Below are 13,003 nucleotides of genomic sequence, written 5' to 3' on the forward strand. Positions count from 1 at the left end.
ATGTTCCACGGCGGCGGGATCGACGTCTCCATGGCCGCGCTGGCCGGACGCTGCGGAATGGTGCACGTCGGCACGTTCGAACCAGGGCTCGCCCTGCGCCAGCTCGCCGACGAGCGCTGCACCTTCACGGCGTTCGAGACGATCTGGCTCCCCGTGCTCGACCATCCGGAGTTCGCCACCACCGACCTGTCGGCGCTCCGGCTGGTGATCAACTTGGGTAGCCCGGAACGGATGCGCGCAATGCAGGCCCGGCTGCCGCACGCGGTGCAGATCTCATGTCTGGGGATGACCGAGTCGATGGGGTTCTGCTGCATCGGCTCGGTGGACGACCCGCCCGAGCTGCGGGCGACCACGAGCGGGCAGCCACTGCCGGGGATGGAGGCCAGGGTGGTCGACCCGGAGACCGGCGCCGACTCGCCGCCCGGCACGCCCGGTGAGTTCCGCTTCCGCGGGTCTCCCGGATGCTGCGCTACCACCGCGACCCGGAGCTCACCGCGCAGCGCATCGACGCCGACGGCTGGTTCTCCTCCGGTGACCAGGTCGTCGCCGACGAGGCGGGCAGGCTGCGGTTCCGCACCCGGCTCGGCGACGTCCTCAAGATCGGTGGCGAGAACCTGGCGGCCGCGGAGCTCGAGGGGTTCCTCTCCGAGCATCCCGCCGTCGGAATCGTGTAGGTCGAAGACGATCCCGCAGCTCTCGACGCTCCTGCAGTCGCCGTCGCTAGCACCGATCGGGCCCGCCGGGTCGTGGACGACCGCGGCGGTACGGTTCAGCATGGCCACCAAGGAGCCGCCCGAGCGAAGGCGGAAGGGGCCGGAACCGATCAGCATCGAGCCGCCGCCGGCCCCGCGGCCCGCCCCGCTCGGGGTGGCGTTCACCGACGTCACGTTCCTGCACTGGCGTTACGACCCCGCGCTGGTTCGCCCGCTGCTGCCGCCGGGCCTCGTGCCTGACACCTTCGACGGCGTCACCTACGTCGGGCTTGTCCCGTTCCGGATGTGCGCCTACGGCGAGTTCCTCGAAACCAACGTCAGGGTGTACTCCGTCGATCCGCAGGGGCGCCGCGGCACGGTGTTCCTCACCATGGAGGCCGACCGGCTGACCTGGGTGCTGGCGGCCCGCGCCACCGGGCTGCCCTACGCCTGGTCCCGGATGTCCCTCGTCCGCGACACCCACCTGCTCTGCTACGACAGTGTCCGGCGCTGGCCCGGTAGGCCAGGCACCGGTACCCAGATCCGGGTGCGGGCCGGCCACCCCGTCGAGGGTGGCCCGCTGGAGCACTTCCTCACCGCCCGCTGGCGGCTCCACCACGCGGTCCGCGGCGTCCCGCTCGCCATTCCGCTCTTCCACAACCGGTGGCCGCTGCACACCGCAGAGCTGCTCCACCTCGACGACCAGCTGATCACCGCGACCGGGTTGCCCGCCCCGACGGAACCGCCCGTCAGCGTGCTCCACGCCCCGAGCGTGCGCGGCCGGTTCGGACTCCCCATACCGGCTTGGTGACTACCGCACCCCCTACCCGGGCCAAACCGGCGGGCCGCTCCCCCGTCGGCGGTGAAGACCGCGACCCCGTTGCCGTACGGGTTGGGCGTTGACCAGCCGCACCGCCTCCGCGTAGGTGGGGCACCCGAACGACCGCGAGGACGGACGGGACCGAAGATCTCCTCCGTGTAGATCTCCATGTGCTCGGTGACGTGGTCGAACAGCCTCGGGCCGAGCCAGAACCCGCCCGGCTCGCCGCGGGACTGCACCTCCCGCCCCTCGACGACCAGCTTCGTTCTGGGCCCCGTGCACGGTCGGCAAACCCCACCGCTCGGCGTCGGATGCGGTCGCCGTCGATCGCGGGGTCACCTCGTCCCAGCCCAGGGCACGGCGGTACCGGGCGACCACCGTCTCGAGGTCGGCGGTCGCCACGGTCACGCCCAGAATGGGGCCGATTGCGGGCAAGCCGCTCGAGGCCGTCAACCCACCACCCCGCGTCGGCGCAGGTCGTCCAGTTCCGACGGGCTCAGGCCGAGCTCGTCGATGAGGACCGCGTCGGTGTCCTGCCCCCGAGCTCGCCCGGTAGATCGGATCGCTCCTGGCGTGCGTCCCATCCGCCACAGCACGTTCTGCATCTGCATCGGTCCGAGATCGGGGTCGTCGACCGTCGTGATGAGCTCCAGCGCCTTGACTTGCGGGTCGGTCAGCAGCTCGCTCGGCTTGTACACCGGCGCGACAGCTGCCCCGGCTTCCGAGAAGGCCTCGATCACCTCATCGCGGGTGCGCTCGGCAATCCAGTCGCCGACGTAACGGTCGAGCAGGTCGGCGTGCTGAGCACGCTGACGCCCCGTGGCGAACCATGGCTCGTCGACGACCTCGGGGTGCCCGACGAGCGTGAGCACCCGCTCGGCGATGCTGTTGGCGCTCGTGGAGATCGCCACCCAGTGTCCGTCCCCCGTCTTGTACGTGTTGCGCGGAGCGTTGTTCTGGGAACGGTTTCCGGTGCGCCGCTGGTCGATGCCGAGCTGGTCGGCGTAGATGACGCCCGGACCGACCGCGGTCATGATCGGGCTGAGCAGGTCGAGGTCGATCTCCTGGCCCTTCCCGTCCCGGGTGCGGTGGAACAGCGCCATCGAGACCGCCGCTGCGCCCGCGATCCCGGCGATGGAGTCGGCAAGGCCGAACGCCGGCAACGTCGGCGCCCCGTCCGGCTGCCCCGTCAGGTAGGCGAACCCGCTCATCGACTCGACGAGGGTGCCGAAGGCGGGACGGTCGGCGTAGGGGCCGCGCTGGCCGAAACCGGTCACCCGCAACAGGATCAGCCCGGGGTTGTCCTCGGCCAGCACGTCGTAGCCGAGCCCCCAGCGTTCCAGTGTGCCGGGCCGGAAGTTCTCGATGACGACGTCGGCGCCGGCGGCCAGGCGGCGGAAGATCTGAGCACCGTCCTCGTCCCCGAGGTAGAGCCCCAATGTCCGCTTGTTGCGGCTGATCATCTTCCACCACAGCGGCTCGCCGTCCTTGTCGAGGCCGTGGCCCCGCATGCCGTCACCGCGGGTCGGGTGCTCGATCTTGATGACGTCGGCCCCGTAGTCGCCGAGGATCTGCGCGGTGAGTGGCCCGGCGAGGATCGTCGACACATCGAGAACGCGCAGCCCGGCGAGCGGGCCGTCCGTCGCTGTCCCGGTGGTCGGCGACGCAGCGGGCTTGTCCCCGGCTCTCATCGGCCCTGCGGGCGGTGGATGTACCGGCCGCACGGTGCCCCCACGATGTTGCCCCTGTCGAGCACCTGCCGACCGCGCACCCAGGTGTCGGTGACCCGTGCGCCGAGCTCGAAACCCTCGAAGGGCGTGTACTCCTGGGCGGACAGGGAGGCCTCCGCTCGCACCGTCCAGGTCGAGGTCGGGTCGACGAGGCAGAAGTCGGCGTCATAGCCGGGGGCGATCGTGCCCTTGGACAGCAGACCGAAGCGCTGCGCCGGGTTCCAGGCCGTCAGCTGCGCGATCCGCTGGTGGGTGAGGCCGCGCCGGCGTCCTTCGCTGACGAGACCCGGCAACAGGTATTCCGCACCGCCGAAGCCGGACTTCGCCGTGAACACGTCGTCGCGCGGCTCGCCGAACTTCGTCTCGTCCTTGCAGCAGGCGTGGTCGCTGACCACCCAGTCGACGCTGCCCTCGAGCAGGTACTCCCAGAGTGCCTCGACGTCCTCGCGTGGACGCAGCGGTGGGTTCACCTTGCCGCCGTTGCCGCTGGCGGTGTCGATGTCGGCGAGCAGGTGCCCGATGGTCACCTCGCGGCGGAAGTCGACGTGGGGAAACGTCGACGCCATGAGCATGGCCGCCCGCAGCGCCTTGCGGGACGACAGGTGGAGGAGGTTGATGTTGGGCAGGCCGGTCTCATCGGCGAGGAAGGACGCGATGGTCACGGCCAGGCCCTCGGAGTGCGGTGGGTGTGCGGCGCTGTAGGCAGCCAGCCCCGAGAGCAGGCCTTCCTGCTCGACCAGCTCGGTGTAGGCGGTCATGATCTCCGCCGTCTCGCAGTGCAGCGACAATGACACATGCGGCGCCAGGTCCGTCAGCTTTTCCCGCGCGGCTTGGACGCCCCGCATGACGAACTCGAAGTGGGCCAGGTCGTACCGCTCCCCCTCCGGGATCATCAGGAACGAGCCCTGGTCCGCCGAACGGCCGTGCAGCCCGTGGCTGCCGTAGAACATGAAGATCTTGAACGAGGTGACCCCGAAGTCCTCGATGATCGAGGGGATCTCGTCGATGTGCTCCTTCATCATCGGCGCGAGGTGGAACCCGTAGTCGATGTACGACTTGCCCTGCGAGGCCTCGAGCACGAGCGGGAAGAACTGCGCGTACGGGCCGCCGCGGTTGAGGTAGTACTGGCCGGTGCGCATGTAGGTGAGGCCGGTCGTGACGCCGCCCTGGGCGCTGGCCCGGCTCTCCGTCGCCGTGTCGTCGGCCAGCGGGTTGTAGATGCCCCAGTGCTGGTGCGCGTCCACTGCGCCCGGAAAGGCGAGGAGATCACGGCCGTCGACCACGGTCTCGGCGTCCTCGGCCGGCACGTCGGGCTCGACCCGCACGAACTTGCCGTCGGCGACGCCGATGTCCAAGCGGTCCCCGTCGGGCGAGGCATCTGGCCCGGGTCGAACCACGGTGACGTTCTTGATCAGAGTCTGGATCTGCTTCATCGGGTCCTCAATCAGTGGAGCGAATCCGGTCAGGGGCGGTGGCGACGACGTGCTCTGCGGCGAGGAAGGCCAGGCCGAGGGCGGGCAGGAGGCCGTTGCCGGCCAGATAGCCCGAGGCGCCGTGGCCGGAGATCCCGGCCGCCGCTCCGCCGGAGGCGTACAACCCGGGAATCGGCCGGGCGTCCGGCCGCAGCACCCGGGCGTGCCCGTCGACGACGAGCCCGCCCTGGGTGTGGAACAACGCCGGGACGACGCGGACTGCGGCGTAGGGCGGCTTCAGCGGTGCCTCGAAGCTGGTGCGACCGAAGATGTCCACGCCCTCACCGCGCGCAACGGCTGCGGTCCGCGACAGCTCGGCGGCCACTGCATCGGCGGGCAGTGCGGTCACCTCGGCGAGGTCTCCTGCGTCGTCCGCCCAGACGAGGGCGCCCGACTCGACGGTCTGCTGGAAGTCCGTGAACGACACGCAGGCGTCGTGGATCCGCCGGTCGAGCACGAGCCACCCGGTTGCCTCCGGGCGAGCGGCGAGCGCTCCGGCGTACTCCGAGTAGCCGCGCGTCTCGTCGCCGAAGCGCTGCCCGGTGAGGTCGAGCAGGACGCCGCCGTGCATGACGGTCGCCCAGCCGACGAGCGTTGCCGATCGCTGGGCCAGGGCCGCGTGGCCCTGATAGGCGTCGAGGAACGCGGTTTCGGCGCCGAGCGCGGCACCGATGCGGAGCGCGTCCCCCCGGGACGCCTCGCTGCCGTGGTAGACCGCACCGGCGATCTCGGGGCAGTGCGCCGCGACGAGCTCGCAGTCGGCGCCATAGCCGTTGGTGGCCAGGAGTACGCCACCCGTGGCGATCTCCTCGCGGCTGCCGTCCGGGCGTTCGACGAGCGCGGCGCGCACCGCTCCAGCGTCGTCACGCAGGACATCGACCAGCCGGGCAGGCACCAGCAGGTCGATCCGGGATGCCGCCGTCACCTTGCCGAGGAGGTGGTCCAGCAGGACGCTGCCGTGCCGGCCCTCCACCGTGTGGCAGCGGTGGACCGAATGGCCGGGGTAGTGGAAGTCGGTCACGAGGCTCAGCGGAAGCCCGATCTCCTCGGCAAGCCACTCAAGGAGCGTCGGGCTGACCTCGGCGACGGCGCGGGCCAGCCGCTCGTCCCCCTGTCCCTCGGTCTTGCGCCGGACGTCGTCGACGAACAGATCGGGTGAGTCCTCGATGCCGGTTTCGCGCTGCCATCGGGTGCCGACGCCGGGAATCATGGCAGTGGACATCGACGTGTTGTTGCCGCGGCGGAAGTGCTCGCTGGCCTCCACGACCAGCACCTCGAGTCCGCGCTGTGCGGCCCGCAGTGCGCCGACGAGGCCGCCGCCGGCTCCGGCGACGACGAGGTCGGGACCGTGGCGGGTCATGTGGCCTCCCCGGCTGCCAGCAGCCGCAGCGCCAGCGCCGCCGGGTCGACCATGCGCACCCCGGGTGGCGCGGAGCAGCCGTTGACGTCCACCGCCGAGCAGCCGTTGATCACGGCCGTGGCGCCGGCTTCCCGGAGGCGATCGAGCGCGGAACCGAGCGCTCGGTTCCAGCGCGTGGTGTCCGCGATGGCGTGGACGTCGAGGTCGAGCACCTCGACCCCGCCGAACGCGTCGGACCAGCCGTACGCTTGCACCCGAGCGGCGAGCTCGTCGGCGATGGCAGGATTGCGGGCCACCGCACCGGGCCGTTGACCCGCCAGGATCTGCCAGCCCATGCTGATCCGCAGCAGCCCCAGCACCGGAAGCCGGCCGGCGAGCTGATCGACACCGGGGTCGAGGACGCAGTCCGGCAGCAGCGCGTCGTAGCCGGGCGGGGCCGCCGTGAGCGCCTCGACGACGAGGGCCTCGGAGTCGCGCACCTGCTCCGCGGTCTCGAGCGCGCGCGGCGCGCCGAGACCCAGGTCGTGCAGCTCGATCCGCAGGCCGGCCGGGCACAGCGCGTCGTAGCGCGCCTGCCGGCGGAGCAGCTCGTCGGCGTCGACGTGGATGGGTGTCACTGCGTAGATCCGCACGCAGCCTCCTCACTGGTCGCGGTCGTCCGGTCGTCGATCACACGTCGGCCAGCCCTCTCAACAGCGCTGAGACGTCGTCCGCGGCGGCCAGTGCCGCGCTCACCTCCCGAACGGTGTCCACAGCCGGAGTGCCGGCGCCGAGCAGATCGCTGAGCAGACTGCACACGTCGTCGGCGTCCAAGGGGTGGTGGGCGCTGTCTCCCACCGGGTTGGGCACCTCCATCACCGCGTCCCCGCAGGGACCACGGACGGTGATCCGCGCGGCACGCTCGTCGGGCAGCCGCGCGTCGAGGTCCTCGGCCCCCCGGACGACGACCCGCGCGGCCAGGGATCTGACCCTGGGGTCGTCGAGCGCCGCTCCGGTGGACGCGCTCGGGCGGAGGTGCCCGTGGACGAGCGCGGCGGCGACGGCGAACGGCGTGGAGAACAGCGCGGCCAGGCGGGCGTCCCAGGTCGTGCGGGACAGGCCCACGGCCAGGGAATGGGTCTCGACGAGGATCTCCTCGATGTCGTCGAGGCGGTCCGCCGGGATGCCGGGGCGCAGGGCGAGGACGGCGTCGACCGCGGGGTGGGTGAACGAGCAGGACGCGTGGCGCTTGAGATAGCCCAGCTCGATGTCCCAGCGCTCACCGAGTGCGTCGCCCGCGACCTCGGCGTCGAAGCTGCCGAGCATGTCGCCCAGCGAGCAGGCTGCCGTCCCGGTACTGCGGGCGATGCCGGCGAGCGCCATCCGCGCAGCGGCCAGTCCCGACACGTTGGCGGTGGCGACCCACGCGTCGCGCACCGGGTTGCCGTCCAGGGCACTGGCGAAGTGGCCGGCGACGGGCAGGCCCGCTCCGGCGTCGACCGCGGCGGCCGCGCCGCCCGCGTCGAGCCCGAGCAGTCGCGCGCAGCCCGCCGCGGCCCCCGCCACCCCCCAGCTGCCGTGTGGATGGCTGCCGAGGCGCAGGCGTGTCGCCCGGCCGAACCGGCTGGCGACCTCGTAGGCGGCCAGCAGCGCCGCCATCGTGTCGGTACCGGTGGAACCGATGTCCGCCGCCAGGGCGAGGACGGCGGGGAACCCGTGGGCGGCCGGATGCCCCCGCGCGTACTTGTTCCCCTCGTCGAGCTCCAGTCGGACGAGGGCAGTCGCGTTGAGCCACGCCGACGCCTCGACCGTGGTGGTGTGGCCGCCACCCACGAGCGGAGCCGGGCCGGTGGCGGGCCGCCAGGCCTCGACCAGCCGCCGTTGCTCGGGCTGCCGGGCGCCGACCAGGCACACCCCGAGGGTGTCCAGCAGCACCAGCTCGAGCCGGGCGCGGACGTGCGTCGGGACGTCGTCCCACCGCAGGCCGGCCACCCACGCTCCGACGCGCTCGGTGCTCTCCTGCGCCGCGCGCTGCTCCTCCGTGTGATCCAGAAGGGGCATCGCGTTCACAGCCCGAGGTAGGCAGCGCGGACCCGGTCGTCCCGGGCCAGCTCGGGACCCGGCCCGGTCAGCACCGCGCTGCCGCTCTCGAGCACGTAGGCGCGGTCGGCGAGGTTGAGCGCGTGCGAAGCGTTCTGCTCGACGAGGAGCACCGCGACGCCCCGCTCCCGGATGGTCCGTACCGCGTCGAGCACCGTCCAGGTGAGCTTGGGCGACAGGCCGGTGGACGGTTCGTCCAGCATGAGCAGTCGCGGCCGCGCCATCAGCGCCCGCCCGATCGCGAGCATCTGCTGCTGACCCCCGCTGAGGGTCTCAGCGGGTTGTCGCCTGCGCTCGGCGAGGATCGGGAAGAGGTCGAAGACCTCGTCGAGGTCGCGCTCGAGGGACTGCCGCCCCCGCGTCCACCCGCCCATGCGCAGGTTCTCGGCCACCGTGAGCGGTCCGAAGAGGGCACGGCCCTCGGGCACGTGCACGAGCCCGCGGCGGACCAGCTCGCTGGGCCGGACCCCGATCGCCCGCTCGCGGTCGAAGGTGATCGAGCCGCTGGTCGCCCGGACCAGCCCGGAGATCGTCTTGAGCGTCGTGGTCTTGCCCGCCCCGTTGCCCCCCACGATCGCGACGATCTCGCCCTCGTCCACGTGCAGGTCCACCTCGTGGAGGATCTGCAAGCCGTGGTAGCCGGCGCACAGGCCGTCAACCTTGAGCACTGGGTTCCTCCCCGAGATACGCCTCGACGACCCGCGGGTCGCGGGTGACCTCCCGCGGCGCCCCGGTGGTCAGCACGCGGCCGAGATCGAGGACCAGGACCGAGTCGGACAACCGCATGACCGCCGCCATGATGTGTTCGACGAAGACGAGCGTGACGCCGTCCTGGTTGCGTAGCTCGTCGAGCAGGTCCATGACGGGCTCCCGCTCGGCGGGCACGAGCCCGGCGAGCACCTCGTCGAGCAGCAGGACCCGCGGACGGCTGGCGAGCGCCCTGGCGAGTTCCAGTCGCTTGAGCGCTGCGGTCGGCAGGCCTTCGCTGGCCGCGTCGCGCCACTCGCCGAGGCCGACGCGTTCGATGAGGTCGGCCGCCGCTGTCCGGGCGCTGCGCCGGGCGCCCCCACCCGCCAGTACGGCGACCGTGACGTTCTCCAGCACGCTCATCGAGTAGAACGGCCGCATCAGCTGGAACGTGCGGGCCATGCCGGCCGTCAGGATGCGGTGCGGCGGCTGGCCGGTGATGTTCGTGCCGTTCAGGTGCACGGTGCCGGCGTCGGGCGTCAGGGCCCCCGCGACAAGGTTGAACATCGTCGTCTTCCCGGCCCCGTTGGGTCCGATGACGCCGAGGATGCTGCCCTCGGCGACTTCGAAGCTGACGTCGTCCACGGCGCGCAGGCCCTTGAACGACTTGGTCAGACCGTCCACGCGTAACAAGGTCATCGCCGGGACCACCTCTCACGCAGGGCTCCGTAGATGCCCTTCGGTAGCAACAGGACGATGAGGACCAGCAGGACCCCGTAGACGACGACGTCGAGGCCGCCGCGGCCCTGCAGGAAGTCGAGGAACGCCGGCGGGTTGCGCAGGACGGTGGCGATGACGTCGCTCAGCGGGCCGAGCACCGCCGCGCCGATGACGGGCCCCCAGATGGTGGCGACACCGCCGATGACCGCCGGGAGGATGGCCTGGATCGACACGCTCGAGCCGAAGGCGAGGTCCGGATCGATGAACAGGTAGTACTGCACGTAGAACGCGCCGGCGACCGAGGTGATCGCACCCGACAGCGCCATGGTCGTCAGCTTGTACCGCATGACCGGGATGCCCACGGCGGCGGCGGCGTCCTCGTCGTCCCGGGCGGCCAGGGCGAACCTGCCGGCCCGGGAGCGCAGGAACAGGATGCTGACGACCAGCGCCACCACGGTCAGCGCGAGCGCGATCCAGAAGTAGTTCGCCGATCCCGGCTCGAACTGCAGGTACCACCACGAGGACTCGGTCAGCAGCGGGACGTGGTAGCCCTCGGCACGGTTCACGAAGTCGCTGTTGACCGCGTACAACCGCAGCATCTCGGCGAACGCGAAGGTGGCGAGCGCGAAGTAGGCGCCTCTGAGCCGGTATCGCAGGGCGAGGAATCCGATGAGGACGGCGAACGCGGCGGCGACGACCATGCCGGCGGCCATGCCGATCCACGGTGACACGCCCCGCTCGACGAGGAGCCACGCGCTCGTGTACGCGCCCAGGCCGAAGAAGGCGGCATGCCCGAAGCTGAACATCCCACCGAATCCGCTCATGACGTTCCAGCCGATGCTCAGCAAGGCGAAGATCAGCACCCGGACGGCGACGGCCTGCTGGGCGGCGGGCAGAACAAGCGGAAGCGGCACGAGCACCACCGCCAGGACGGCGACGACGATGAGGTGCCGGTTCCACGGCTGGCTCGGCAGCGGCCGTACCCGGCCGGGCTCACGGGTGGACGGCGAAGCGGTCGTCATGCCGACCTCCCGAACAGGCCCTGGGGACGGAGGAAGAGCACGAGCACGAAGACGATGAAGACCGAGAGCAACGGGCTCTGGCCGGGCAGCAACAGCGCGCCGACCTGCTCGGCGAGGCCGATGATGAGCCCGCCCAGCAGCGCACCGACGACGTTGCCCATGCCGCCGAGCACGACGACGACGAAGGCGATGATGTTGAACAGCGCACCTGTAGTGGGTTCGATCGTCACCAGCGGCGCGACGAGCGTCCCGGCGGCGCCGGCGCACGCCGTGCCGATCGCGAACGTGATCATGTAGATGCGACGGGTGTCGATGCCCACCATCTGGGCGCCGGTGTCGTTGGCGGCCACCGCTCGGATCGCCGTCCCCAGTCGGGTGCGCTGCAGCAGGAGGAACAGCAGCCCGGCCAGGACGATCGCGCCGGCGAACGCGAGGATGCGGGACAGTTCGGCCACCGCGCCGAGGATCGGCACGGCCCGGTCACCGGGCAGCGCCACCGACCGGGGGTTGGCTTCGAAGAACAGCAGCAGCGCGTTCTCGATGATCAACGCCAGGCCCAGCGTGATGAGCAGCTGGTTCTCCAACGGCTTGCCCATCGCCCCGGCCAGGACGCCGCGCTGCACGAGCGCGCCGAGCCCGAACATCACCGGGATGCTGACCGCGAGCGCGAGGTACGGGTGCATGCCGTAGGAGGCGACCAACCAGTACGTCGCGAACAGGGCCAGGGCGAGAAAGGCGCCGTGGGCGAAGTTGACGATGTCGAGGACGCCGAAGATCAGGGTCAGACCCATCGCCACGAGGCCGTAGATTCCGCCGATGAGGATCCCCGTCACCACGGCCTGCGTCACGACGAGGCCGCTGCCGGACCGGAGGTAGGCCAGCGCGATGGCCACGACCACGAGCCCGAGCACGGCCGCGATGCGCAACAACGGGAGAGTGCGCCCTCGGACCGGTGGCGCGACGGGGGTCGGGTCCGCATCCGGCGCCTGGGCCATGTTCTCGTCCCTCGTGGCCGTCGTGTGGGTCGGGCCGTCGGCGGGCCGCTCGGGGGCCGGGGTCATCGGACCTGCTGGCCGGGCTCGGCGGGGTAGACCGGCTCCGCCTCGGCGAACTCCTCCGGGTGGACCTGCTTGACCGCGCCGTCCTGCACCTGCATCAGGATCGGGATCGCGTTCTCGTTCTCCCCGGCCTCGTTGAAGACGATGGGGCCGGTGCTGGCCAGGTAGGTTTCGAACTCCCCCTGCGCGATCGCGTCCCGCACGGCGGTGGCGTCCGCGGAGCCGGCGTTCTCCAGCGACTCGGCGATGACGCGGACCGCGTCGTAGGCGAGGACGGCCCCGGTCCGGATCTGGTCACCGAAGCGCTCCTGATACAGCCGTGCGAGCTCCTGCATCTCCGGCTTGGTCATGTCCGAGTGGTAGTTGGCGTCGAAGTACCCCTCGCCGGCCGCACCGACCTCGGCCGGGAACTGCGGGAGGTCGAATGCGCCGTTGGCCACGCCGTACACCGCGTCGAGGCCGGGCTCGACCGTGTCAACCGCCTGGGCGACCAGCACGCCGTCCCGGTAGTAGCCCGTGACTGCGAGTACGTCCACGCCTGCCGCCTTGATCTGGGTCAGCTGCGTCGTGAAGTCGGCGACGCTCGCGGGGTCGTAGGCGAGGACCGGACCGATCGTCATGCCGAGCTTCTCGGCCTCTACGGTGAAGGCGTCCCGGATGGAGCTGCCGTAGGCGCCTTGCTCGTGCAGGATCGCGACGGACTGCGCCGGCGATCCGGCGGCCGCGGAGACCTCGGCGAGGTACTGGGCCCCGCGGGTGCCGAGGACCTCCGAGCTGGGCTGGATCCGGAACGTGTACCGGTAGCCCTGCTGCAGGATCGAGTCGGCGGCGGAGACGTCGATGACCAGGGGCACCTGATTGCGCTCGGCGACGGTGGAGACGTTGGCGGTGACCGCGCTCTGGTAGGTGCCGACCAAGGAGACAGCGCCCTCCTGGATCAGCCGCTGGGCCTCGCTCTGGCCGACCTCCGGCTTGCCCTGGGTATCGGCGCTGAGCAACTCCAGCTCGGCGCCACCGAGGGCCGCGATGCCGCCGGCCTCGTTGATGGCCTCGACGGCCAGCCGGGCCCCGTTGTCCATCTGCTGCCCGTCTGCGGCAGCCCCACCGCTCAGCGGGTGCAACGAGCCGATCTTGATTCGCTCGCCCGGTGCGACTCCCTCACCGGACGGGCTGTCCGTTGCGCCCACGGGAGCCGACCCACCACAGGCAGCGAGGCCCACGGCGAGCGTGCACGCCGTCGCGGCGATCCAGGTCTTCCTCATGACAGCTCCTGCCGGTCAGCAGTGTTCCGACTAACGGAACAATCAGATGATCGGGGATGCTGACACTCTCCGGGTACAGCGGTCAAGACCCGCACGAGGAC

At 71.3% G+C, this 13,003-nt stretch carries 11 protein-coding genes and 3 pseudogenes; 3 read left to right on the forward strand and 11 right to left on the reverse strand.

Annotated elements, in window-relative coordinates:
- From KME75_RS46615 to KME75_RS42690, 3 genes and pseudogenes are all read left to right on the forward strand, one after another.
- Nucleotides 1–393, forward strand: a pseudogene (locus KME75_RS46615) (AMP-binding protein); the annotation flags it as partial.
- A gap of 68 nt (nt 394–461) precedes the next feature.
- Nucleotides 462–674: a class I adenylate-forming enzyme family protein gene (locus KME75_RS44785; RefSeq protein WP_281424423.1), complete on the forward strand. Its 213-nt coding sequence runs from the start codon at nt 462–464 to the stop codon at nt 672–674.
- 214 nt (nt 675–888) lie between these two features.
- Nucleotides 889–1,503, forward strand: a pseudogene (locus tag KME75_RS42690) (YqjF family protein); the annotation flags it as partial.
- A gap of 14 nt (nt 1,504–1,517) precedes the next feature.
- On the opposite strand, the pseudogene KME75_RS06005 reads toward KME75_RS42690, so the two are convergent.
- The 11 genes and pseudogenes from KME75_RS06005 to KME75_RS06055 form a co-directional block, all read right to left on the reverse strand.
- A pseudogene (locus tag KME75_RS06005) lies at nt 1,518–1,772 on the reverse strand (aldehyde dehydrogenase family protein); the annotation flags it as partial.
- Nucleotides 1,773–1,961: 189 nt separating this feature from the next.
- Nucleotides 1,962–3,203 (reverse strand): CaiB/BaiF CoA transferase family protein, encoded by a 1,242-nt coding sequence (locus KME75_RS06010; protein WP_219413525.1) that lies wholly within the window; start codon nt 3,201–3,203, stop codon nt 1,962–1,964.
- Nucleotides 3,200–4,675 (reverse strand): dihydroorotase, encoded by a 1,476-nt coding sequence (locus KME75_RS06015; protein ID WP_219413526.1) that lies wholly within the window; start codon nt 4,673–4,675, stop codon nt 3,200–3,202. The genes KME75_RS06010 and KME75_RS06015 overlap by 4 nt, the downstream gene beginning before the upstream one ends.
- A gap of 7 nt (nt 4,676–4,682) precedes the next feature.
- Nucleotides 4,683–6,074, reverse strand: a complete 1,392-nt coding sequence (locus KME75_RS06020; protein WP_219413527.1) for an FAD-dependent oxidoreductase — start codon at nt 6,072–6,074, stop codon at nt 4,683–4,685.
- Entirely contained in the window at nt 6,071–6,706 is a 636-nt protein-coding gene (locus KME75_RS06025; RefSeq protein ID WP_219413528.1) for an aspartate/glutamate racemase family protein, read from the reverse strand. The genes KME75_RS06020 and KME75_RS06025 overlap by 4 nt, the downstream gene beginning before the upstream one ends.
- Before the next feature lie 37 nt (nt 6,707–6,743).
- Complete coding sequence (locus tag KME75_RS06030; RefSeq protein WP_219413529.1) at nt 6,744–8,114, reverse strand: MmgE/PrpD family protein; 1,371 nt, start codon at nt 8,112–8,114, stop codon at nt 6,744–6,746.
- A 5-nt stretch (nt 8,115–8,119) separates the two neighbouring features.
- Complete coding sequence (locus KME75_RS06035) at nt 8,120–8,821, reverse strand: ABC transporter ATP-binding protein (protein WP_219413530.1); 702 nt, start codon at nt 8,819–8,821, stop codon at nt 8,120–8,122.
- Nucleotides 8,808–9,524: an ABC transporter ATP-binding protein gene (locus KME75_RS06040; RefSeq protein ID WP_308282592.1), complete on the reverse strand. Its 717-nt coding sequence runs from the start codon at nt 9,522–9,524 to the stop codon at nt 8,808–8,810. Before KME75_RS06040 ends, KME75_RS06035 begins: the two co-directional genes overlap by 14 nt.
- Nucleotides 9,525–9,535: 11 nt before the next feature.
- Nucleotides 9,536–10,582 carry a branched-chain amino acid ABC transporter permease gene (locus KME75_RS06045; RefSeq protein ID WP_219413531.1) on the reverse strand — a complete coding sequence of 349 codons (1,047 nt, stop codon included), beginning with the start codon at nt 10,580–10,582 and terminating at the stop codon, nt 9,536–9,538.
- Nucleotides 10,579–11,643, reverse strand: coding sequence for a branched-chain amino acid ABC transporter permease (locus KME75_RS06050; protein ID WP_246631552.1), 1,065 nt, complete (start codon nt 11,641–11,643; stop codon nt 10,579–10,581). The genes KME75_RS06045 and KME75_RS06050 overlap by 4 nt, the downstream gene beginning before the upstream one ends.
- Nucleotides 11,640–12,902 (reverse strand): ABC transporter substrate-binding protein, encoded by a 1,263-nt coding sequence (locus KME75_RS06055; RefSeq protein ID WP_219413532.1) that lies wholly within the window; start codon nt 12,900–12,902, stop codon nt 11,640–11,642. The genes KME75_RS06050 and KME75_RS06055 overlap by 4 nt, the downstream gene beginning before the upstream one ends.
- Nucleotides 12,903–13,003 lie beyond the last annotated feature (101 nt).

The organism is Pseudonocardia nigra (assembly GCF_019396355.1).
GTDB lineage: Bacteria > Actinomycetota > Actinomycetes > Mycobacteriales > Pseudonocardiaceae > Pseudonocardia > Pseudonocardia nigra.